The organism is Cutibacterium sp. (assembly GCF_030525615.1).
Taxonomy (GTDB): domain Bacteria; phylum Actinomycetota; class Actinomycetes; order Propionibacteriales; family Propionibacteriaceae; genus Cutibacterium.
On sequence record NZ_JAUNEJ010000003.1, the window covers coordinates 1 to 23,185 of the forward strand.

Below are 23,185 nucleotides of genomic sequence, written 5' to 3' on the forward strand. Positions count from 1 at the left end.
TTGTGACGACACGGTCAGCGTCGAAACCATTCAAAGTTAACGAGCTTGTGGGATTACTGACCAAACCCGGACAACAATAAGCCGAAGCGTCCTCAATGTCATTACGCATGACAACAGGACCCGGTTATATCGTTCGATGGTGCCGTTGCGACTGTGGAGTGTAAGGGCGGATCTGTGGGTGATACCTTCATCGACCAGCACGGATGTGACCATGTGCCTATAACGGGCCGTTATCAGTGACTGTGGAGGACACGTCGACGGTTCAACCCAAGTCGGCGTAGCCATCGCCCGACCGTGGCCTGAGAAATCCGGATACCACGATCTGCCAGGTCGAAACAGATCAGCCGGGCCGACCACTGTCGTTGCCGCCGCAGCCTGGCAATAATCTCGACGACCCCACTAAAAGTTTGATGGGGACACCGGGCAGGCCGACTGGTCCGATCAGCCAGGCCAGCCTCACCATGGCGGCGGTATCGGTTGACCCATGTAGGTGCGGTAACCTGACTGATACCCATCTCGACGCCCACCATGAGCGATCAGGCAGGTGTTAGCAACGCTCAACCAGACGTCCGCTCAAAGGTGCGTTAGCGTGAGTACTCACCGGCAGGCTCCCTACCCAGGCCGTTATTTTCCGACTCCTATCCTGACGGGGCCTACCCCCTCCCTCACCCCAGCAGCGTCAACAACCCCATGAACCGCAACAACACGTCTGCAATCACATCCGAAGGCGTATCCGATGGACGCACGCACGTAACCAGCCCCGTCGTTCCGTAACCGGTACGGTTCTCTCCCGAATATCGTTCCCCATAGCCCGCTCCTGTTGACCACACCGAAATTTCTGACAGCTCAAAGGAGTTATGCCACATGTCAAGATGTCCGTCGCCCTCACATGTCACTGTTGATCTATCTGCTATCGCTGCGAACCTCGCCGTCGTCAGGAAACGCGCCGGTGATCGGAAAGTTCTCTTCGCCGTCAAGGCCGACGCTTACGGACACGGTGCCGTCGAAGTCTCCCGCTACGTCGAAAAACATCACTGCGCCGATTGGCTCGCCGTTGCCACTGTTGCGGAGGGCCAAGAGCTAGTCGAAGCAGGTATCACTCTCCCCATCCTTAAGCTCTCTCCTACTGATCCCTGGGACCTCGATGCCGCGATTGAATCCGGGATACGCCTGACCGTGGTGGATTTCGACACCCTGGATGCAGTGGATGCTACCGCCGGACACCGAGGAGTTACTGTCAAGATTCATATTGCCGTCGACAGTGGCATGGGACGTATCGGATTGCGGCCAGAACACCTGGCAGAGCTCGCTGCCGCCGCCGATCGTGCCAAGAACGTCGAGGTGGAGGGGGTTTTCACTCACCTACCGATGAGCGACGTCCCCGAGGGGGAAGAATTCACTCGTCATGAGATAAGCACCTTCATGAATGCCGTATCCCAGGTCGAGGCCGGACGCGGCCCATTCCCGTTGGTGCACCTTGCCAATTCTGGCGCCATCCTTGGGCATGACCTGGGGAAAACATCGATGGTACGCGCCGGCATCGTTGGTTACGGCTATGACCCCGATCCACACGCTGATCGCGCCGATCTGCACCCTGCTCTGTCCTGGGTGAGTCACGTTACCTTCGTCAAAACCGTCAACCCAGGGGACACGATCGGCTATGGAAGAACCTGGACCGCTAGCCAGACGACAAAAATCGCAACGGTGCCCGTTGGATACGCCGATGGACTGTCCAGGGCTTTATCGAATAATGGCCGCGTACTCATTGGAGGCGCTATTCATCCCATCGTCGGCCGGGTATGCATGGACCAGTTCATGGTCGATATCGGACCCGATTCCGCTGTTGGTGTGGGCGATGAAGTGGTTCTCATCGGGACCCAAGGCGACGAAACGCTGACCGCTGACACCATGGCCAGGCAACTCGAAACCATCAGCTACGAGGTCACCTGCGCCATTTCCAAACGGGTTGATCGTCGCTGGATCGGCGAGTGATGACTTGACCATCACTATGCTGCCTGAGGCGGAGAAAAAGGGGCAGGCCCTCCGAAGCCAGCCGTAGGATGCCTCGCCACGTTCCTCATGTCCTAGCGCAAGAATTCCCACCTGGTGTGTGGGCACGACACAGCTGTGGCGTCACCGCACGCCAAGTGGGAAAACAATCACACGGCTAACCGCTCGGCTCGCAAAGCCACAGCTCCGGCACGAACCGAGCCGACTCGTCACTCGAAGTGGTAATACTTGACGACCTTATCGATGCATTCACGGGCCGTCTCAGCATCAGGCATCTCACAGAACACCCGTAGCAAGGGCTCGGTACCGGAGAATCGGACGATGATCCACCCACCATTGGCGAAGTACACCTTGACCCCATCCATGTCGCTAATGTGGTCAATCTCGAGACCAAAGTCAGGCAGATCCTTGTCCCTGTAGATGCGCTTCTTGAGGCTCTCCTTGTCCTCTGGGGCGAACGAGAAATCGTCCTCCACCATCTCGAGGTGCCCATAACGATCCTCGATATCGGCGTAGATCTGGGAAAGCTTCTTACCTCGCTTGGCGATCATTTCCACCAGCAGAGTTCCCGCGTAGACACCGTCCTTGCCCGCGATATGTCCTTTGACAGTCAAACCTCCCGAGGACTCACCGCCTATTACGGCGCCAGTCTCGGCCATCTTCGACGACACCCACTTGAAACCGACCGGAACCTCGTAGCAGGTCTGCCCGTGGGCCTCAGCAACACGATCAAGCAGGTGTGTCGTCGCAAGGTTGCGCACACACGGGCCATTCCAACCCTTATCTTCCAACAGGTAGGTATACAGCAGGACCAAGATCTGGTTCGGGTGCAAGAAGTGTCCTTGATCGTCGATGATGCCGAGCCGGTCAGCGTCACCGTCGGTTGCAATGCCGATATCAGCTCCCCGCTCAACAACTTCCTGGGTCAGAGCTTGCAGGGTCTTCGAGTTTGGAGAGGGCAGACGCCCACCGAAAAGAGTGTCGCGGCGCTCGTGAATCGTATCGACGTCGCAACGAGCCGTCATGAGGATGGTCTGGAGGCAAGTACGAGAAACGCCGAACATCGGATCAAGGACAACCTTGAGATGGGCGTGCCGGATTGCTTCAAGGTCGACGCGATCAAGAATCGCGTCGATGTACCAGTTCATCGACGTCTGAACCTCAATCGACCCGTCACGCACGGCGTCGGCGCGATGCACGCGCTTGATGTCGGCTGGACCGATGGAATTGGCACGCCGCTGGATGGGGTTGGTGATCTCCACCTTGGCGTCACGGCCGCCTTCTGTGAACACCTTGAGGCCGTTGTACGTCGCGGGGTTGTGAGAAGCCGTGACCGCCATTCCGTAGGCGCAATTCAAATCTCGGACTGTCCACATGATCATCGGGGTCGGAGCCGGCCGATCGATAATCCGAACGGTTATCCCATTGGCCGCGAACACTTCTGCAGCCCACCACGCGAATTCTGGGGACAGAAAGCGTTGATCGTAGCCGATGACAACCGGGCGCTGCTGTTGATTCTCGTCATGTATCCGGTCTGATAGTGCCTGAGCGACTCGCTCAACGTTGAGCCGAGTGAAAGTATCCGCGATGATCGCTCGCCAGCCACCAGTGCCAAATTCGATCTCATCCGCCATGGTTCAAGAATAAGCCGGAACTGCTTTCCAGGTCGTGGATCCCCCAGGCTAACCAGATCCGCTCATCGCCATTGCACGATAGTCGGAGGGCGATGAGCGGACTCTGTCATCAGTCCAGCCGCCGGGCAGGGGGCCCCGGACGGGTGACCACGGTCGTGGCCTGAGAGGCCTCTTCCGGGTACTCCTCTCGATACGCGGCGAGCCATTTTTCGGCAAATCCCGTTGCCTCAGCGGTCGGAACCAACGCCCACACCGAGCCACCAAATCCAGCGCCGAAAGAGGTTGACCCAACCGCACCGAGGCTTTGAGCGATACGTGCCAGGGCAGAGGTTTGCGGAACCTGATTGCCAAGCAGTTCCTCGGCCGCGCACTGAGATTGCTGCACCGCTCGCCCAAATCCATCGAGGTCGCTGCAAGCTAGCGCCTTAGACGCCTGCGGGACGATTTTTTCGGACTCGGTCATGAAGTGATCGAGGCGTCGAGTAAGGTCCTCCCGATCCCGCACCACCTCGTATAGCCTCTCGGCGTGAGGGTCCACAGCAAGGACATCGCCGATGACGGCGTCGTGACGGCCGGTGGTCGAATTCCACCGACTGACAATCTCTCGGGTCGCCAGGGAAGCGGCATTGTAAAGATCCCGCGCAGCTCCGGTCTTCTCAGCCGCCACCCCAGAAACAATAACCACAAATGACATGTCCTCCGGGAATGGAACTCGTCGCTCCAGTCGAATCGGGCAGAAGCGGAATTGCCCGAGTTGACCATCCTCACTGCACACCATTGCGGTGTGGTCCTCTGAGCCGCCAAAAGTCCCTACACCGGCAGCACCAGCCAGGTTCTTGAAGGTCATGCCATTCTCATGGCAGGCCAGATACCCCGCCAGGTCAACGTCGTCGCCGATATTTTCCTGCCACGCAGTAGTTTCCGGCAGGCCATTGAAATCGGCCAAGCCCAGCACAATCGCGCTGACCAGCGCCGATGAAGAGCTCATTCCGCTGGCAAGAGGAAGGTCCGAGGTCAACTCGATCCTCGCCGGAGCCAAGTCACCGAAATTTGCCGTCAGTCGATCGAGAACAGCCTGAGCGTACCTGCCCCAGTGCCCTGCCGGTAGTTTTGGATCGCAGCCAGCTTTCAACGACAGCTCACCGGGAGAGGCGTCGGTCGTTGCTGTTAGCCCCACATCCCCTGGCTCGACCGAAATCGTCACGCCCCGATCCACGGCAGCAACCAGGGTGGACCCACCGGCGTAATCAGTGTGTTTTCCAAGGACCTCAATGCGTCCGGGAACGAACCAACGTGTCACAATTCCACCTCACGATCACTGAGAGCAGCAACTACCGAAGCAATGTCCCCACGATTCGACATGTCGAGAACCCCCGCCTCGACGGGGACGACATCAAACCGCTCGCCGTGTTCAACCATCCACCGCACCGCGTCGACGATCTCGTATTCCCCGCGTGCAGATTTTTCGATGGATCGACAGGCCTCGAATACTCTTGGGGTAAGCAAGAAACAGTTCATTGAGACCAGAGCGGTCTCCCCAGCAGCGTCAACCACCTCAGGATCTGGCTTTTCGATGATGTCAGTGAGCTGCCCAGAATCGTCAGAATCCAGCAGGGCGAAGGCACGAATACGCTCTGGATCGATGTTGGACTGCTCGATCATGGCGCGCTTCGTGAAGCCGAGCGTCGCTGAGGCGGGTACTTCCCGGATCCTGGCTACCGCGTCCTCTGGGTAGAAATTGTCCGAATTCACAACAAGCACCCTGTCGTCACCGGCGAAGTCCTCGGCGGCTGCGACAGCGTCAGCAGTGCCGAGCGGCTGCTCCTGAATTGCGTATGTGATCTTGACTCGCGACTTCTGGCACGAGTCGTAGTAATCGCGAATTAGATCGTGCTCAGGGCCGATCACCAGACAGAATTCGTCAAAGCCGGCATCTGCGAGGGAAGAAATAACGTAATCGAGGAACGGACGACCATCCAGGCTAATCATGGCCTTAACGCCAGCCGCGGCGGCGCTAGCCTGCTCTGCAGTGAGGGAGACGTCCTTAGCGGCTTTACGCATGCGGGTTCCCAGGCCGCGCGCCATGATGACGACCTTGTGAGGAACTCGTTGTGTCACGGGATCGTATGTCATGTGGACAATCCTAGGAATCGTTTCGCTCTGGCACGCGGCGAGGGCGGCACACGGTCACCGCAGCTGAGCCTTTTCATTTTCTGACGGTACAGTATCGACGACACCAATCACGTATCCTCGTGGCATGGTCACTGGCAGCAAGAGCACCCCAACCAAGCACTCGCCAGCTAGCAAATACGGATCGACAATAATCATCCTCTTTATCGTCCTTGTCCGCATGGAGGACCGCACAATCAAGTGGATTATCGATCTGGCGCTGCTCATAACGATCATCATGTGGATTATCCAGGCGCAAAAAGACAGGAGGAGGCGACGCAAGACCAGCCGCAGCTACAAACACACAGCTGACACAGACGGCCATGAATCGCAAACTTCGCGCCCCGACCCGTCGGAGCAGAAGAAGGTCATCGAACGCCAGTCGCCGAAAAACACGCAGCCTAGATCCTCAACTGACGAGTTGTTCAGCGATTCCTTCTCGGCGCTGACCGGTGCGCTCTCGGGCAGTTTCGACGATTCCGAGAATCAGAGCACCTCTGTTCCTCTTGACCGCCATCAGGCCGCCCCGGCACCGTCGTATTCTCAGCGCTCGTCGTCTCCTACCCCGGATCCAGGTGTAGACGTTCCCGAATCCTTGGGGATTGACAATTACGAACCCCTTCCGTCCGAAGTTGCTGCCCCTCGTTTCGACGCAGCGAGTCTCCCAACTCCCAACACATCCTCGGCTCACCTTGTGCAGGGCGCGCATCCATCGGCACCCCCGAAGACTTCCGCTACTCCCCGGAAGCCCTCCACTACCGCAGGCACGAAATCCCCCAGCAGCCTTGGCACGGCAAGACCCGTCAGGGAGCGTCGTTTTGACGACATGCATCGCGGTTCAGCTGCCATTTCCAGGACCCACGAATCATCAACCATGTGCGTTCACGATGTGTCAGAGGACCACGGTTCATGCCTGTCGACCTCGTCCCTTTTCTCACAAAACTGACACGCTTCAACACGTGCGCAGCTCTTAGCAGTGAAGCGAAATAGTCTCCCGGTGAGATATGGAACTGACATAAATCTGCTGCGCTCCTCCGCGAGATAGGGGTTTTGCACCCGCCTAACCCCACCTTGGGCATTCCACGCCCGCCGAGATCGCGGAGGAAAAGAGCCGGAAGTCCACCTGTCACACCGGGGCTAGCACGCCTCGATGTCGTCGCCACAAGGCCGACCTAATAGTGTCAAGAACCAGCTCTGGTGCCTCCCGGATCATCGTCGGTGTGATACGAATGACACGCCACCCAGCCCCAACCAGAAGAGCATGACGGCGAGCAGTCATCTCGTAGTCGCGAGGCTTCCCGTGAAAAGCGTATCCGTCAACTTCGACGATCACCTTCTCCTGCTTGAACCACAGGTCTGGGAAGAGTACCCGTCCGTCGATCCACAGTTTTTCATTCGCTTTCCACCCGTTGATTCGATACTCGTGCAACAGCGCATGCAGCTCTCGCTCAGCTACCGACCAGGGACGATCGAGCAGCTGCCTCAGTACCTGTCTAACGGTTCCAGGTGAAGCTTTACGTGCCATACGTCGTCGGGTATCTCGGAGCTCATCAGGGGTCACCCACCCTGCGCGAAGTGCTGTCGTAGCCGCTTCCCAGTCCCCCTGAAGAGCCAGCCAAAAGCACGTGTAGGCATGAGTTGTCCTGAATCCACCGCGGTCGTCAATAATCGACTCGCGTCCTGCTCTGTGGAAACGCAGCCGGCTTCTTCTTGACAACCGGGGCAACGCATGCGGAATTATGACGTCAATCTCGGAGACGTCAAGGTCTCTCATACCGGCCAGGTAGAGGGCCGCACGCCCGGTAAAGACTGCATTTGGTCGCCACAGCATGACCGCTCGTATCCAGGCACTAGGCCGCCGTGCCGCCTCCACCGTCATCACAATTCTCGGCAGGGGCCTGATGACTCGGCCTTCTCGTGCCGCTCTCCGCGCCTGCCGCGCAACTTTGCCTACCGAACTAATTCTTGCCACGCCACCACTGGCTTCGAGGATGTCTACTAACTCCATACCTTTAGTTGTCGTCTGAGGGTGGGCGTTTCAGCCACCCAATACGAAATCTGTGGATAACTATTTGGAAGGTACCGGCTTATCCACAGGCGGTCTTCACGGAACAAGCGGCCTCCGATACGTCTCCCCTGTGCAGAAAACCACCGATTCGGATACGCCAATCTCATCCCTGTTGCCGTCACCCCAGGGAGATGATTGTTTTCGCCTTATCACCCGCTACGCCCAACGACGCTGTGCGCCGCCATCACTTATGAGAGGCCGATCCCTGCGTCGCTCCCACGGCTGGCACTCGTTGACGAAAAATCTCGCCACCCCACCAGCCCTGTCACCCCGCTGCAAAGTAGGCTTGCGACATGGCAGAAATGCGCATCGAGAAAGACAGCATGGGCGAGGTCGAAGTACCCGCCGAGCACTACTGGGGCGCTCAGACTCAGCGTTCCCTTCACAACTTCGAGATCGGCCGTGACACCTTCGTCTGGGGCCGGGACATGATCCGTGCCCTCGGGACTCTCAAGAAGTCCGCGGCGCTAGCCAACAAGGAACTAGGAGAGCTACCGGGCGACATAGCCGACCTCATCGTGCAGGCCGCTGACGAGGTCATCGCCGGAAAGCTCGACGACGAGTTCCCGCTGGTGGTCTTCCAGACCGGTTCAGGCACCCAGTCCAACATGAACACCAACGAGGTCATCAGCAACCGCGCCATTGAGTTAGCTGGTGGCGAGCGTGGTTCCAAGAAGCCCGTCCACCCGAACGACCACGTCAACCGCGGTCAATCTTCCAACGACACCTTCCCGACAGCCATGCATATCGCCGTCGTGTGCGCCCTCAACGAGCGCCTGTACCCCGCCGTCCAGCAGCTTCGCGACACCCTGGATGAAAAAGCCAAGAAGTACGACGACGTCGTGATGGTCGGTCGCACTCACCTACAGGACGCCACCCCTATCCGTCTCGGCCAAGTCATCAGCGGCTGGGTCGCGCAGATCGATTTCGCCCTCGACGGCATCCGTTACGCCGATTCCCGCGCCCGTGAGCTCGCGATCGGCGGCACCGCCGTCGGCACCGGTCTCAACGCTCACCCCGACTTCGGCCCGACCGTCGCCAAGCACGCGACGGAGGAGACCGGCATCGAATTCAAGCAGGCCGACAACCTGTTTGCCGCGCTGAGTGCCCACGACGCCCTGGTGCAGGTATCCGGTTCGCTGCGAGTCCTCGCTGACGCCCTAATGAAGATCGCCAACGACGTCCGTTGGTACGCCTCCGGCCCGCGTAACGGAATTGGCGAGCTTCTCATCCCTGAGAACGAACCCGGATCATCGATCATGCCTGGCAAGGTCAACCCGACCCAGTGCGAAGCCATGACGATGGTTGCCACCCGTGTGTTCGGCAACGATGCGACGGTTGGTTTCGCTGGTTCACAAGGCAACTTCCAGCTCAACGTCTTCAAACCCGTCATGGCTCACGCCTGTTTGGAGTCGATCCGCCTCATCGCCGATTCGTGCGTGAGCTTCGACAAGCACTGTGCCTACGGTATCGAGCCTAACCCGGAGAAGATTAAGGAGAACCTCGACAAGAACCTCATGCAGGTCACGGCACTCAACCGTCACATCGGTTACGACCTAGCTTCCAAGATCGCCAAAAACGCGCACCACAAGGGCATTAGTCTACGTGAATCCGCTCTGACAGTCGGTGGCATGAGCGAAGAAGACTTCGACAAATGGGTCGTCCCCGCCGACATGACCCACCCCAGTGCCGCTGAGTGATTTTCATCGCTTGAACGACGTATCGGGCCGGTCGCTGCATGGACAGTGGCCGGCCCGATACTTTTGCACACCAACAAAGAACATGGCAGGCATATTTCTCCGGAGCGAGGAGGTCCTTGGCACGTCGGAGATCGTGACGAAAAAGATCAACCCGCTCGGGCCGGGGGCTACATTCACGGCTTTGCCTCCGCCGGCCGGGGTTTACTCGATCTTGCTCTAAAACCTGCGGCAACCTGTCGTACACGTGTGCATTGCGATGTGTCGCCCGGTTTCGACCAAGTAAGGTCCCATATGTGAAACGTCACCGATGATGATCGGGAAACTTGGGAGGATTGCTGGTGAGCGAGGACGCAGGTCGACCAACGATGCATGACGTGGCGCGTGTCGCCGGAGTTTCTCACGCCACGGTGTCGCGGGTTGTCAACGGTCACACCAATGTGGCACCCGCAACTGCCCAAGCCGTTGCCGACGCGATCATTACCACCGGTTACGTACCAAACCGGGCAGCACGATCACTACGCATCCGGGCAACTGGCACCGTGATCCTCGTCGCTCGTGAAAACGTCGATGTCTTTTACACGGAACCTACCCTGTCTCCGATGGCGTCCGGAGCGAACCTTCGTCTTTCTGAGCACGGCTATCAGATGCTGCTCGCGCTCGTCGATTCTCCCCGCTCGGAAGAACATGTTGGTTCCCTCATTGCCGGGGGATCCTTCGACGCAGCAATTCTGGTCGCGATGACTAACGAGGACCCGCTGATCGCGCGCCTGATGGCGACAAATATCCCGCTCGTGACGGCATCGACACCATTTCCCGGGTCTGACGTTCCTTCGGTCGACACCGACAATGTGGGAGGCGCCCGAGCTATCACTGAACGACTTGTGGCCTCCGGGCGGTCGCGAATCGTCGCGATTGGAGGGCCGTCCTGGGCGCCCGTCACCCGATTGCGCCTCGACGGCTTCCACCAGGGCGCGAAAAATGCCGCCATCGCACACACGACGGTCACTGGATGGACTCTCGGCTGTGGCGAGCGGGCGATGTCGGAGCTGCTGGAGCGTTATCCAGATCTTGACGGAGTTGTCGCGGCGTCTGATTTGCTCGCCACCGGTGCGATCCGCGTCCTTAACAAGGCGGGTCGGCAAGTACCGCAGGACGTAAGCGTGGTCGGGTTCGACGATGCGCCAGTGGCCGCTCTCAACGATCCCCCACTGTCAACAGTGCGCGGCGACGCGAGAGCTACCGGGGCCGCCCTGGCGGACATGGCCGTAGCGCAAATTCGCGGTCAGAATCTCCCACAGCGCCATCTGGTGCTACCCAACGACGTCATCTGGCGGGAATCGGCCTGAGGATCAGACCACCGAAGGACGCTTCAGGTCGGTGTAGTCAATCGCCTTGGCGTCGAGCAGCTCGACGAACGCATCGAATCCATTGGCCTCCAACCACTGACGCTCAGCCTCGGTGATGGGCACTCCCAACAACCAATGCACCTTGAAGTCGCCAATTTCTACCTGGTCAAGCTGAGGAGTGGTAAATGGATGACACCACATCAGGTGCGGCGTGGTGGAATCTGGCGCGTACATCGACACGACGTCACCGAAGACGATGCCCGGAGCCATCGGCCAATGGTCGCGCAACACCGCGAAAGCACAGGACCCGAGTACTTTGCCCATGACGTCCGAGCCGGGAGCGCCCACCACCATGAGCTCAGCACGAATATCACTGCTGGTGCCGTCAACGAGGGTGATGGCGTTCGGCTCGGCGTGGAGACTGACTGTCGACCAAGTAGACCATCCCGGCGCGGGGGCGTTTGCGAACGACAGTACGTCCATGCGAACCTCCTCAGCCGCATCGACCATGCCGTCGGCGCGAGGGTTACCGCCGACTGCCTCGACCACAGCCTGGGCGACCTGAGGTCCGGTCGAAGGCATCTGCGTCGGTTGGGCCAAATGTTCAGGCAAGTCTTGTGGGCCAAGCGGTCGCTCTGCCTCCGACTGGTACCCACCTGGAAGGCGCGCCGCAGGGGGAACATTGTCGTCACTCATACTTCGATCCTGTCACGTTGACGGCTAAGGGATGTCTGTGGAGGGGTTTCTTGCCCGCAGTGGGAAGCTGGAAGTGTTGTCGAGAACACATCTGCCACTTGCCCACGACTGTGAAGGGAGACCATGCCTCCGCTGAAATCCGACGTGTGGACATGGGACACTCTGATCCATATCCTCATCATCATCGCCCTTGCGATTATTGCCCGCTGGTTGCTGCGCAAAGGCGTCGACTGGACAATTCGCCTTATGGTCTCGCGCTCCGAGAAACGCGAAGCCACTATGCCAGGGCGCACCCGTCGTATCCTCGCAGAAGCGACCGGTGCAAGCCTCGACAGGCAGAATCAGCGCACCGCAACGGTCGGCGGTCTGCTCTCGAACGTCGGCGTAGCGGTCATCATCATCGTCGCCCTGCTGTCAGGATTCAGCACCATCGGTGTCCAGATCACCCCAATCCTCACCTCTGCCGGAATCGTCGGCGTAGCGCTGGCCTTCGGCGCACAGACCATCGTCAAAGATGTCCTGGCGGGACTTTTCATCATTTTCGAGGACCAGTATGGCGTCGGTGACGCTGTAAAGATCAATGAGGTCGAGGGCGTGGTCGAGGACGTCGGCCTGCGTGTCACCCGAATTCGCGACTGGAACGGTGCAGCTTGGTACTTACGCAACGGGGAAATCACTAAGGTCGGCAATGTCACCCAAGGATGGACGACGTCGTTCACCGATATCAAGGTCCATGCACTGGAGGACCCGAACCAAGTCATCCGTGTCATCCGGAAAGTCCTCGACGACCTGGCAGTTGAGTTTGAGGGCACTCTTCTCGACAAGCCTCTGGTGCTGGGCGTGGGCGACATCACCGGCGACACTATGACTTTCCAGGTGATGACAAAATGCATCGCCAACCAGCATCAGGACGTCTTGCGTGCATTGCGCCGCGAATGCAAGGACGCCTTTGACGCGGCGAGAATTCGCGGGGCGTTCTGACCTGTCGGACTGCGTTCATCGGAACGTATTACTTGCCATCATTGGCGTGACGCCACGCCTCGGAACGGTCGTCAGATAGGGCTGCCATTGACGAGGCGTCGATTTCTGTCGACGAGGCCAGGGGGCGAGCAGTCCTGAACATTCACGACACCTGGGGCCTGGGATATCGGGATTGGCAAAGGCCCACCTCCGGTCAGGGGGGGAGCATAGTTGCTTCGCACTCGCCGATCGGGGCCACCAGGATTGATGACGGGGTTCGCGGCCGCCTCCCAGCAGCTTCCACCCGGACGGCGATTTTTCCCACCACCAGCGCCAGCCAGTCGCCCTGGTGGCAACAGGACGCTCCCAACGATGAAAACCCTCAGAGAACACGGGCGTCTCAAGCGCTTACGTCCCTTGGGAGAGCCTGTACGTCCCTTGAGAGACATGGGCGGGGAGAGACGGACCTGAAGGTCTTCAATAAGCGCCGTCCCGGCGGGCCTCGACGGTTGCTTCCGACTCCTCGACCGCGCGAAAGTGTCGACGATATGCTCCCTCGGCGGAAACACTCAGCGGCCCAGCTCCCCCCGCACCGCCTGCTCCACTGCCTTAGTCAGCAATGACCCACTGTGAGCCATAGACACCTCAAGATCGGACTCAATGTCGGACAAGCAGATAATCCGCTGGAAGGCATCACGCTCGTCCTCTGAAAGGTCGCACCTACCGCAGACTGCCCAAACGGGAACACCGGCGTCGAGAGCGATCTTGCGGATGGTGTCAGGAAGCTTTCCCAAGAGGGTCTGCCGGTCGATCCGCCCCTCACCCGTGATGACTAGTCCCGCCTCGGAAATTTTCGACACCGCCTGCGCCCATCCGAGCACTGCGGCTGCCCCCGGACGATACTTCGCTCCTAAACAACGAAGCGCCCAGCCAACTCCCCCAGCGGCACCCGAACCAGCAGCGTCCCGGTACGCGCTCCCAATAGCCGGCTCCATGAGATCCGCAAGCCGGGTCAACCCTGCTTCAGCAATCGCGATCCCTTCCTCGTCTAATCCTTTTTGCGGACCGAAGACTGCTGCCGCGCCATTCGGCCCAAGCAACGGGGAGGTGACGTCGCACGCCACCGTCAGTGTCACTCCTGACAACTTCCGATTCAGACCTGACAGGTCGAGACGCGAAAGGTCCATCAGCCCCACCGCGCCGGGGGAAATGGGCGCCAAATTCTTGTCGAGCAAGCGCACCCCGAGGGCTTCCAACATGCCTGCTCCACCATCGGTGGATGCTGATCCCCCAACTCCGACGGTGATATCAGTCGCACCCCTGCGCAGCGCGGCCGCAATAACTTCCCCGACCCCTCGACTAGACGCCACCAACCCACGGCGCGGAGTCGGCGGCCCCGAAACCCTATCCGCTCGCTCTAAGCCGCAACAGGTCGCCATCTCGATGACGGCCTTATCGTCGCGCATGGCATAGTCTACTTCGGCGAGGTCTCCGGTCGCACCGTGGCATTTGACAGTAACGGCGCGAAAACCAGCGGCCAGAACCGCCTCGACAGTTCCCTCACCACCATCAGCAACCGGAATAGTCAGTACTTCGCGATCCGGGTCAGCTGCGGAAAACCCCCGCTGTACCGCCCGACACGCCTTGCCAGAGCTCAGAGACCCTTTGAATGAGTCAACCGCCACAACCACAGGTGCATTCGGATCAGGACGCATGATCTCAGCATGGCACGCACGCTGGTGTACCCCGAAGCTGGCTCCCCTTAACCGTCCATGAAGCTTTGTCCCACCTCGCGTCTACCCATTGCTACAAAATGTTCTCACCCTGCACGGTGCCGACGCTTTTTGCCACAACCCGTAAACTCGAGGACATGGTGAATCGCGCCTACCTGTCCCTGAGCGTTCTTGCCCTCGTGTTGTGGGTGGCTGCGTACCGTCATTTACCCGGTTGGGCAGCTGGAGTAACGCTGGCGTGCGTCGTTCTGTTCTCCCTGTTCTGCGAGTGGTCTAGGGTGCGCACCTTGGCCCGCATCGGTAAATCGCGCGGTGCCACTCCCCAAAGTTCGCGCGGTCGTAAGTTGTCTTGACCGGGTCGTTAGCAGTGCTTTGTCCCGCAGCCAGCCCAGCATTTTCTCCCCCGTCCCCAGCCTCCATGATCGGCGAGGTAACCATTGTCGCGTAGGCTGTCTGCCGCCATGCCTGAGAAAAACGTCAACAGCCCCTCGCCACTTCCCGCTGCTCTGCACCCAACCCCCTCCGAGTCGGGGTTAACCGTGCCAGAGTTACTTCAGCACCGCATCGATGTGCTTTTCGAGCAGGTGCCTCTGATCGCTGAATTGGGCGAACTGTTTGCCCAGGCGGGTCATGACCTTTATCTTGTGGGCGGGTCTGTCCGTGACGCTCTCATAGGTCTTCTGGGACACGATCTTGACTTCACCACCGATGCTCGCCCCGATGAGACCGAGGTAATTCTTCGCAAGCTCACTCATACGACGTGGGACATCGGCCGAGCCTTCGGAACAATCGGCGCTCAAATCAATGACTGGGTGGTGGAAATCACCACCTACCGAGCCGACGCCTACCGCCCAGACTCCCGCAAACCCGAAATTGTCTACGGAGACACCATCGAAGACGATCTCATTCGTCGTGACTTTACGGTCAATGCGATGGCGCTACATTCCGCGACTCGGGTGTTCTCTGATCCCTACGCCGGCCTCGCCGACATCGTGGCGGGAGTTTTGCGCACGCCCTTTCCGCCAGAGCGATCATTCAGCGACGACCCGTTGCGCATGATGCGGGCTGCTCGCTTTACATCCCAGCTCGGTTTTACCGTCACCGATGACGTTCGTGCCGCGATGACCGACATGGCCCCGCGCATCGAGATCATTTCCGCCGAGCGGGTCCGTGATGAGCTTTCCAAAACCCTCCTTACCGAACACCCGCGGGAGGGCCTCGATCTCTTGGTCACCACCGGAATCGCTGACCACGTGCTACCCGAGCTGCCAGCCCTACGCCTGGAACGCGACGAACATCATCGCCACAAGGATGTCTACGAGCACTCTCTGACAGTTTTGGACCAATCGATCGACCTCGAGAAACGTCGCGGCCACGAGCCTGATCTCACGGGTCGTCTGGCTGCTCTGCTACACGACATCGGCAAGCCGCCAACGCGCAAATTCGAGCCCGGTGGCAAGGTGAGTTTTCACCATCACGATGTTGTCGGAGCCAAAATGACGCGCAAACGCCTCAAGGCCCTCACCTACCCCAGCCAGGTCGTCAAGGACGTGTCAAAACTCGTCGAACTACACCTACGCTTCCACGGCTACGGTGACCAAGGATGGACGGACTCGGCAGTGCGTCGGTACGTCCGTGACGCCGGAGATCAGCTGGAGCGTTTGCACATTCTGACTCGCTCTGACTGCACTACCCGGAACCGTCGCAAGGCCGAGAGGCTGGAATTCGCCTACGACGACCTCGAAAGGCGTATCGCCGATCTCACCGCCAAGGAAGAGCTGGCTGCGATTCGTCCCGACCTCGACGGTGACCAGATCATGGCCATCCTGGGCATTAAACCTGGACCACAAGTCGGCATGGCCTACAAGTTCCTTCTCAATCTTCGTCTCGACGAAGGCCCGCACACTTCCGACGAGGCGAAGGCCGCGCTGTTGGCGTGGTGGGCCGAGCAAGAACACTGACCCGGGCATGAGTCACGGTTCAACTCCAGCCTGCCAGCTACGATGACGAACGTGTCACCTACTTCCCGCCTCCGCCCAGCTGCTTGGCTGCTGGGGTTGCTGATGGTTTTTGCGACCGTCATTGTGGGATCCTCGCCTGCCCAGGCACGCAGCGAGACCGAATTGGTCAAGGTAGCGATTACTTCTGTCAGCCCGCCGACAGGAGACGCCAAAACTCCCATCACCATCAAGGGGACGGTGACAAATACCTCCTCGGTGCCTATGACATGGGTTCAAACGTCTTTCTGGCGCTCCCAGGACCAAATCAACGACACCCGGGAGCTATCCGACCTACTGGCGTCCCCCGCTACCGTGCCGGTAGGGATGCGGTGGTACGGCGAACCCAACGAGGCGTCAATTTTCAACATCACCGACCCCGAGGCCAATCAGACCTTTGAACCAGGTGACAGCGGTTCCTTCACAGTGACTGGAACGCCCGCCCAGATGGGACTGACATCGCCCAACGCCGTTTACGCGATCGGGGTTCACGTGCAGGCCTCCCCCGAGGATCAGCCCCGTAGGACTGTTGGTCGAGCGCGAGTGCTTACTGTGCTCTCGGATACTCACACCAGCGCCAACCTGGCCCCCGTTATCGTGCTCTCAGCCCGGCCCACCCGAAGGATCGACGGCACGTTCACTGACGAGACACTTTCCAACGACATCACCCGTCGGCTGAAACCGCTGGCTGAGGCCGCACACACCCGTAACGCGACAGTTCTCGTCGATCCGAGCCTCATCGATGATGTGAGGGCGATGGCCTCGGGATATCGCGTTGCTGGCAAAGGCTCGGCCACCGTCAAGGGTAAAGGCCAGCAAGTTGCCAAGGAATGGCTCGACCTCGTTACCCCATTACTGACCGCCGGCCAGGCATATCGTCTGCCGTACGGAAACGCCGATGTCATTGGGGCAATTCGTCAGGGCCGCCCTAACGTCTTACTACCGGTAAAACACGCTGTGGACCCGTCAAACCCAGCCGCGAAGCTACCGCTGGCAGTCATCGATCCGGCAGCCCAACTCGACACCCCCTCATTCAAGACCCTGGCCAAGGAGCTTTCCCCGGCGCTGGTTCTGACGTGTGCGGCATCGGCTCGCGATGGGGTCCACGAAGAGTCAGGAACCAAGGTCCTCGGTCTGGCTGACACTCCCCGAGCTGACGACCATCCGCAGTCCAACAGCGATCCCCAGAGGCGTGGAATGCTGCTGTCACAGGCCCTCCTCATGACTCACGAGTCGATCCCAACGGCCACCCTCGTCACCACCGTCAACGATGTCCAAGCCACCGCGCCGGTCGGGTGGCTCCACCTGCAAAACCTCTCCACAGTCCTCAGCAGAGCCAAGTCGGGTCTGCAGCTGCAGGGAACACTCACTGATAGCACGACTTTGAAGGGTTCTTGGTGGCGAGTTCAGCACGACATTGGGGTCGACACCGACGATTGGTCGAACCTCCTCGGGGACTCACCCAAAACGGCGTCTTTGACCTCGGCGAAATTTGTCAGCAGATCGTTGTCGGCGTCACTCCAGGATCGTGAGGCATGGGCTGCTGATGTCATGCGCCCAGCGGCAGAAGCCATGGCCGGAAAAGGCCTGGTCCTGCATTCAGCCCCGCAGTTCGTGATGTCGTCCTCGAGTAACGAGTTTCCCCTGACAGTCACGAACTCGCTCAACGAGACGGTTCATGTCAAGGTTGTCGTCTCCTCCGAAAACCCGCAACGTATCGACATACCGGACACCCGAGTTGTCGCGATCCAGCCCGGGGAGACACAAACCATCAAGTTCTCTCCAAAAGCAAGCTCGAACGGTGTCGTCGAGATGCAGGCACACCTGTCCACGCCTTCCGGACGCACCCTGGGGTCGCACGCCAGTTTTGTCGTCAAAGCAACTCAGATGGACGATGTCGGCTGGATCATCATCGTGGTATCGGCCCTGGTGCTCATCATCGTCACGGTGCTGCGTATTCGTCAGGTGACTGCAAGTTCCCGACGTCAGGCCAAAACCAGCGGCGAGTCCCCGGCCGGAGAGGTTCCCACCACCCCTGACCCAACCGCCGATGACATTTTCGACACCACCCCTGCCTCTTCGGCAGGCGAGAGCTCTGAGTCCACCCCGGACGACGGTTTTGCGCACCGGACGGATAAAGACAACCCCGCCGAGTCACAATCCGGGGCTTCTCAACCCTGATCGGTATCGTTGACGGTGCGCATTCGGATCGATCGGGCAGGAGGTGGCAGTGTCTTTCGAGGACCCCACCGATCGCTACGGCGGTCCGTATGACTCGGATATCCCGGCTGCGGATGACCTCCCTGACCTTCTTCCGGGGACATTTTTGGGTGAGCGTTACCGTCTCGACCAGGAGCTGTCTCATCCCGGCTCTTCCCTGATATGGCGGGCCTTCGACACTAAGCTGCACCGCCCAGTCTTGATCCACGCCCTGGCTCCGCAAAGCCGTCGCACGCCTGCGGTCTTGGATGCTGCCCGACGCGCCGCTATGGCCACTGATTCACGCTTTTTGAGAGTCCTTGACGCTGTCGTCGCTGGCCCGGGTGAACCTGCATCCTGGATCGTCAGCGAGTACGCCCCGGGAAAATCGGTCCAAGAACTGCTGGAAACCGGGCCTCTCTCTGCTCTGGAAGCGGCATGGATCGCCCACGAAATTGCCGACGCGATGGCACCTTTGCATGCACAAGGGGTTTTCCACGAGCGCATCCACCCGGGAACGGTGCTCGTCACCTCAACCGGAAATCTCAAGATCAGTGGCTTGCTCGTCGAGGCTGCGCTGCATCCCCAGCCGGGCGACAATTCTCGTCCCTGGCCTGACCGCGAGGTCGCCGACGTGACAGATATCGGACGGGTTCTTTATGCCTGTCTGGTATCACGCTGGCCGGTCGGACATGGCCACCGTCCGTCGGCTGAGTCCGCCGCTACGATGTCTTGGGGCCTACCGCCCGCTCCTACTGACTCTCACGGCTGGCTCACCCCACGGGAGGTGCGTGCCGGGGTCTCTCCAGCCCTCGATGTCCTGTGTGACCAGATCCTCTCCCAAACCCCGCGTTATGACGAAGTGCCATTGCGCACCGCGAATGAAATTGCTCGTTCGCTGCGTCGGACCCTCGGTTCAGCTGACGCCGCTGCTGACCTCGAGCGTCGTATCCGGTTCCCGGTGGGGCCGGCTCCCCGCGCAGGAGAGGAGGCCTGGCAGCCTGAAGAATCCTTCACTCCCCCGTCAGATCAGCTAGAACGAGCAGAGGAGTACGGGCCTGACGACGAGGGGTACTGGTCCCCAGAGGCGGCTGCTGGAAAGTGGGGCCACCAGGCAGAGCCGGTGCCCTGGACAAGTGATCCCCGCACCACACAGCTCTTCCCCGCTGTCCAGGACGGGCCGGAGAAGCCCGAGGCCGAACCGGCGTTGGCCAAATCACGCCCGCGCAACCGCCGATGGCCACCGGCACTTATGGCTGCCGTTGGCGTGGTCATGGTCGTGTGCCTCATCATCGCCGGAGCGCGTCATTCTGGCGGGAGTACCCCGCAGGCAGCCAGTAAACCGACCGCACTCAAGGTGGCGCGCGCGCAGGAGTTTGATCCCTCGCGAGACGGCGGCGACGCCAAGGAGAACCATGACGAGGTTCCCTTTGCCATTGACGCAGACCCGTCGACGGCCTGGCATACGCTCGTTTATCACAACTCCGCCAAGCTAGGGAACCTCAAACCTGGAGTCGGCCTGGTCGTCGATCTGGGACGCGTCACCGAGGTCACGTCAGTGAAAGTGCAGTTGGTCGGATCAGGCACAGACATTTCTGTGTGGCGACCAACCAACGACGTCTCCTCCGATGACCCCCCCATGACGACAGTCAAGGATTGGACGCAGATTGCGGAGATGTCCGGCGCCGGATCGACAGTCACGTTGGAACCATCCGGCCAGACAAAATGCCGTCATCTCCTGATCTATTTGACGCAGCTTCCCCCGAAATCCACCGCGCGGTTCCAAGGTGGGATCGCCAACGTGACAGTTACCGGGTCCTGACGTCGTTATTTGACACCCCCAGACAGGTACCCGCCTACCGGGCACCCTCCCCCCGGCGACGGTCAACGCCGTTTTCAACCTCATCACCGCTGAACAGGTCATCCTCAGTCGCTGGAATCGACCATCTCCGCGACGAAAACTCCCAGCTGGCCGTACCTTCGCGCTCAGGTTTTCCCGACCCATTCGCCAGCTGACTTTTTTCGTCGTCAGACGTGACAGACCGAGTGATAACAGACCGAGTGAGGAGATGAGGTTCGGGTACCACCGGCTCATCATGAGAATCCCAGAGCTGACGATTACCAAGCCGCAACGCTACGGCCAAACGCAGTAGTGCCCCGTACTCGAAAGCACGGGGCACTCAAGGTGTCATCGCTCCATCAGGACCGACCCAGGATCACTCCTTGACGTCGTCGTCCATCCAGTCGAAGGTCTTGGTGACGGCCTTCTTCCAGTTGCGGAACAGACGTTCCCGCTCGTCATCGTCCATCTTGGGCTCCCAACGCTTGTCCTCGGCCCAGTTCGCAGTGACGTCCTTCTCACCCTCCCAGTAACCGACAGCGATACCAGCGGCGTATGCGGCACCTAGAGCCGTGGTCTCAGCGACCACCGGTCGGACCACCGGCACGTTGACCTGATCGGCCTGGAACTGCATGAGGGTTTCGTTGGCGGTCATGCCGCCGTCGACGCGCAGCTCAGTGAGCGGCACGCCCGAGTCGGCGTTCATGGCCTCGAGGACCTCACGGGTCTGGTACGCAGTCGCCTCGAGCACGGCGCGGGCGATGTGTCCACGGTTGACGTAACGAGTCAGGCCGACGAGAGCACCACGAGCGTCTGGACGCCAGTACGGGGCAAACAGGCCGGAGAAGGCCGGCACGAAGTATGCACCGCCGTTGTCTTCGACGGTGTTGGCGAGGGCCTCGATCTGCGGGGCGGTCTCGACCATCTTGAGGTTGTCCCGCAGCCATTGGACCAAAGACCCAGCAACGGCGATCGAGCCTTCGAGAGCATAAACAGTGGGCTGGTCACCGATCTTGTAACAGACGGTGGTCAGTAGACCGTTCTCGGAGAAAATAGCCTCCTCGCCGGTGTTCATGAGCATGAAGCAGCCGGTGCCGTAGGTGTTCTTTGCCATGCCCTTCTCGAAGCAGGCTTGACCAAAAGTGGCAGCCTGCTGATCGCCGAGGATGCCGGAGATCGGGGTATCTATCAGCAGACCGTTCTTCCGACCGTAGCCGTAGACCTCGGAGGAGGACTTAATCTCGGGGAGCATCGACTTCGGAATGCCCATGACCTCGCACATCGAGTCGTCCCACTCAAGGGTCTTGACGTTCATGAGCATGGTGCGGGAGGCGTTGGTCGGATCGGTGACGTGAATGCCACCCTCGGTTCCGCCGGTCAAGTTCCACAGCACCCAAGTGTCCATGTTGCCGAAGTACAGGTCCCCAGCCTCAGCCTTTTCACGAGCACCCTCGACATTATCGAGGATCCACTTGACCTTCGGTCCGGAGAAGTACGAAGCAAGTCCCAGACCGCAGATCGGCTTGAACCGATCGGGACCTTCGTCGCCAGCCAGCTCGTCGCAAATCTTCTGGGTACGGGTGTCCTGCCACACAATGGCGTTGTAAACCGGCTCGCCGGTGTTCTTATCCCACACCACTGCAGTCTCGCGCTGGTTGGTGATACCAACAGCAGCCAGCTGGTGACGGTTGATATTCGCCTTGGTCAACGCGGTGGCGACAACGTCGCGCACGGCCTCCCAGATCTCAATCGGATCGTGCTCGACCCACCCGGCACGCGGGAAAATTTGCTCGAATTCCTTCTGTCCTACGGCCACGATCTGGCCTGAGTGATTGAAGACGATGGCACGGGTCGAGGTGGTGCCCTCGTCGATAGCGAGCACGAACTTCTCGTCGCTCATAATTGTTGCCTTTCTTGTCTACGTTGACTTATCTGCCAGGTTACGAGGCATCAGTTCTGGTGGTGCAGCGGGACACCGTTTCAGTCCCAGAAGATGATGTAGGTAAGGGCGGCAAGAACAGCACCGATGATCGGGCCGACGATCGGAATCCAGGCGTAACCCCAATCGCTGCCGCCCTTGCCCTTGATGGGCAAAACGGCGTGCGCGAGACGAGGAGAGAGGTCACGGGCCGGGTTGATGGCGTATCCAGTGGGGCCACCGAGGGAAGCGCCAATGGCGACGATGAGCAGCGCAACGGCCAGCGGGCCAATCGCTACTCCCTGGGTGTATCCGGAGATGATGACCCACAGCACCAGGACCCAGGTGCCGATAGCCTCAGTAAGGGTGTTCCACCAGGGGTTGCGGATCTCCGGGCCGGTGGCGAAGGTGCCGAGTTTGACCGCCGGGTCGCATTCCTCGTCGTAGTGCTGTTTGTATGCCAGCCAGCAGAGGACGGCACCGACGAAAGCGCCGAGGAACTGGGCGACGATGTAGATGACGATGTTGCCAGCGGTGGCGGGGATGCCGGGGGCTAGGTCCTTACCAGCAATAGCGAGACCAATGGTGACGGCCGGGTTCAGGTGTCCACCGGTCTTGTACGCCGCGTAAACACCGAACATCACGCCGAAGCCCCATCCCCAGTTGATCTGGAGGGAACCGGGAGCGTTGGCGTGGCCCTTGCTCTTGGGAAGACTGTTGTTGGCGACGACGCCACAACCCAACAGAATGAGGATCATGGTGCCCAAGAACTCAGATCCGAAGATCGTCGCGGCGGGCACCGCAGTTTCGAGAAGCATGAGTACTCCTTCGTTGTGGTGTCATCCATTGACACCGTTTTACTCGCCGGTGGCGGTCAATCCCGTAGAATTCAGCAAACGGGGACCGTCGTCCCGA

17 protein-coding genes and 2 pseudogenes are annotated in these 23,185 nt (G+C 59.8%); 9 read left to right on the forward strand and 10 right to left on the reverse strand.

Annotated features, from left to right (window positions below; all coding sequences use genetic code 11):
* Positions 1 to 245: 245 nt before the first annotated feature.
* A pseudogene (locus tag Q4B98_RS05585) lies at positions 246 to 518 on the reverse strand (helix-turn-helix domain-containing protein); the annotation flags it as partial.
* Positions 519 to 864: 346 nt separating this feature from the next.
* On the opposite strand from Q4B98_RS05585, the gene alr reads away from it, so the two are divergent.
* Positions 865 to 1,992, forward strand: coding sequence for an alanine racemase (gene alr, locus Q4B98_RS05590; RefSeq protein WP_303196150.1), 1,128 nt, complete (start codon positions 865 to 867; stop codon positions 1,990 to 1,992).
* A 227-nt stretch (positions 1,993 to 2,219) separates the two neighbouring features.
* Here the strand turns inward: alr and Q4B98_RS05595 are convergent, their stop codons facing one another.
* The 3 genes from Q4B98_RS05595 to Q4B98_RS05605 all read right to left on the reverse strand — a co-directional run bounded on the left by Q4B98_RS05595 (position 2,220) and on the right by Q4B98_RS05605 (position 5,777).
* Complete coding sequence (locus tag Q4B98_RS05595) at positions 2,220 to 3,644, reverse strand: phosphoglucomutase/phosphomannomutase family protein (RefSeq protein WP_303196151.1); 1,425 nt, start codon at positions 3,642 to 3,644, stop codon at positions 2,220 to 2,222.
* Positions 3,645 to 3,753: 109 nt separating this feature from the next.
* Positions 3,754 to 4,944, reverse strand: a complete 1,191-nt coding sequence (locus tag Q4B98_RS05600) for a galactokinase family protein (protein ID WP_303196152.1) — start codon at positions 4,942 to 4,944, stop codon at positions 3,754 to 3,756.
* On the reverse strand, positions 4,941 to 5,777 hold the full coding sequence (locus tag Q4B98_RS05605; RefSeq protein ID WP_303196153.1) for a nucleotidyltransferase family protein: 837 nt from the start codon (positions 5,775 to 5,777) through the stop codon (positions 4,941 to 4,943). Before Q4B98_RS05605 ends, Q4B98_RS05600 begins: the two co-directional genes overlap by 4 nt.
* Before the next feature lie 124 nt (positions 5,778 to 5,901).
* On the opposite strand from Q4B98_RS05605, the gene Q4B98_RS05610 reads away from it, so the two are divergent.
* On the forward strand, positions 5,902 to 6,759 hold the full coding sequence (locus Q4B98_RS05610) for a hypothetical protein (protein ID WP_303196154.1): 858 nt from the start codon (positions 5,902 to 5,904) through the stop codon (positions 6,757 to 6,759).
* A 180-nt stretch (positions 6,760 to 6,939) separates the two neighbouring features.
* On the opposite strand, the gene Q4B98_RS05615 is transcribed toward Q4B98_RS05610, so the two are convergent.
* Complete coding sequence (locus Q4B98_RS05615; RefSeq protein WP_303196155.1) at positions 6,940 to 7,821, reverse strand: endonuclease domain-containing protein; 882 nt, start codon at positions 7,819 to 7,821, stop codon at positions 6,940 to 6,942.
* Positions 7,822 to 8,174: 353 nt separating this feature from the next.
* On the opposite strand from Q4B98_RS05615, the gene fumC reads away from it, so the two are divergent.
* Both fumC and Q4B98_RS05625 read left to right on the forward strand, forming a co-directional pair.
* Positions 8,175 to 9,581 carry a class II fumarate hydratase gene (gene fumC, locus Q4B98_RS05620; protein ID WP_303196156.1) on the forward strand — a complete coding sequence of 469 codons (1,407 nt, stop codon included), beginning with the start codon at positions 8,175 to 8,177 and terminating at the stop codon, positions 9,579 to 9,581.
* A 365-nt stretch (positions 9,582 to 9,946) separates the two neighbouring features.
* On the forward strand, positions 9,947 to 10,927 hold the full coding sequence (locus tag Q4B98_RS05625; protein ID WP_303196371.1) for a LacI family DNA-binding transcriptional regulator: 981 nt from the start codon (positions 9,947 to 9,949) through the stop codon (positions 10,925 to 10,927).
* 3 nt (positions 10,928 to 10,930) lie between these two features.
* Here the strand turns inward: Q4B98_RS05625 and Q4B98_RS05630 are convergent, their stop codons facing one another.
* Positions 10,931 to 11,623, reverse strand: coding sequence for a suppressor of fused domain protein (locus Q4B98_RS05630; protein WP_303196157.1), 693 nt, complete (start codon positions 11,621 to 11,623; stop codon positions 10,931 to 10,933).
* Between the two features lie 123 nt (positions 11,624 to 11,746).
* Here Q4B98_RS05630 and Q4B98_RS05635 point away from each other — a divergent pair, with 123 nt between their 5' ends.
* Positions 11,747 to 12,604, forward strand: coding sequence for a mechanosensitive ion channel family protein (locus tag Q4B98_RS05635; protein ID WP_303196158.1), 858 nt, complete (start codon positions 11,747 to 11,749; stop codon positions 12,602 to 12,604).
* A 548-nt stretch (positions 12,605 to 13,152) separates the two neighbouring features.
* On the opposite strand, the gene Q4B98_RS05640 is transcribed toward Q4B98_RS05635, so the two are convergent.
* The gene (locus Q4B98_RS05640) at positions 13,153 to 14,298 is read right to left on the reverse strand and encodes a glycerate kinase (protein ID WP_368492316.1); all 1,146 of its coding nucleotides are present in this window, start codon (positions 14,296 to 14,298) and stop codon (positions 13,153 to 13,155) included.
* 116 nt (positions 14,299 to 14,414) lie between these two features.
* Between Q4B98_RS05640 and Q4B98_RS05645 the strand changes: the two genes are divergently transcribed.
* Both Q4B98_RS05645 and Q4B98_RS05650 read left to right on the forward strand, forming a co-directional pair.
* Positions 14,415 to 14,669, forward strand: coding sequence for a hypothetical protein (locus Q4B98_RS05645; RefSeq protein WP_303196372.1), 255 nt, complete (start codon positions 14,415 to 14,417; stop codon positions 14,667 to 14,669).
* 84 nt (positions 14,670 to 14,753) lie between these two features.
* Positions 14,754 to 16,277 (forward strand): CCA tRNA nucleotidyltransferase, encoded by a 1,524-nt coding sequence (locus tag Q4B98_RS05650; protein WP_303196159.1) that lies wholly within the window; start codon positions 14,754 to 14,756, stop codon positions 16,275 to 16,277.
* Positions 16,278 to 16,306: 29 nt separating this feature from the next.
* Here the strand turns inward: Q4B98_RS05650 and Q4B98_RS05655 are convergent.
* A pseudogene (locus tag Q4B98_RS05655) lies at positions 16,307 to 16,540 on the reverse strand (DNA-binding protein); the annotation flags it as partial.
* On the opposite strand from Q4B98_RS05655, the gene Q4B98_RS05660 reads away from it, so the two are divergent.
* A complete protein-coding gene (locus tag Q4B98_RS05660; RefSeq protein WP_303196373.1) occupies positions 16,539 to 18,494 on the forward strand; it encodes a DUF6049 family protein in 1,956 nt (651 codons plus the stop codon). The pseudogene Q4B98_RS05655 and the gene Q4B98_RS05660 sit on opposite strands and share 2 nt — an antisense overlap.
* Positions 18,495 to 18,594: 100 nt before the next feature.
* The gene (locus tag Q4B98_RS05665) at positions 18,595 to 20,334 is read left to right on the forward strand and encodes a protein kinase family protein (protein ID WP_303196374.1); all 1,740 of its coding nucleotides are present in this window, start codon (positions 18,595 to 18,597) and stop codon (positions 20,332 to 20,334) included.
* A gap of 394 nt (positions 20,335 to 20,728) precedes the next feature.
* Here the strand turns inward: Q4B98_RS05665 and glpK are convergent, their stop codons facing one another.
* Positions 20,729 to 22,252, reverse strand: coding sequence for a glycerol kinase GlpK (gene glpK / locus Q4B98_RS05670; RefSeq protein WP_303196160.1), 1,524 nt, complete (start codon positions 22,250 to 22,252; stop codon positions 20,729 to 20,731).
* An 80-nt stretch (positions 22,253 to 22,332) separates the two neighbouring features.
* On the reverse strand, positions 22,333 to 23,088 hold the full coding sequence (locus Q4B98_RS05675; RefSeq protein ID WP_303196161.1) for an MIP/aquaporin family protein: 756 nt from the start codon (positions 23,086 to 23,088) through the stop codon (positions 22,333 to 22,335).
* Between the last annotated feature and the right edge of the window lie 97 nt (positions 23,089 to 23,185).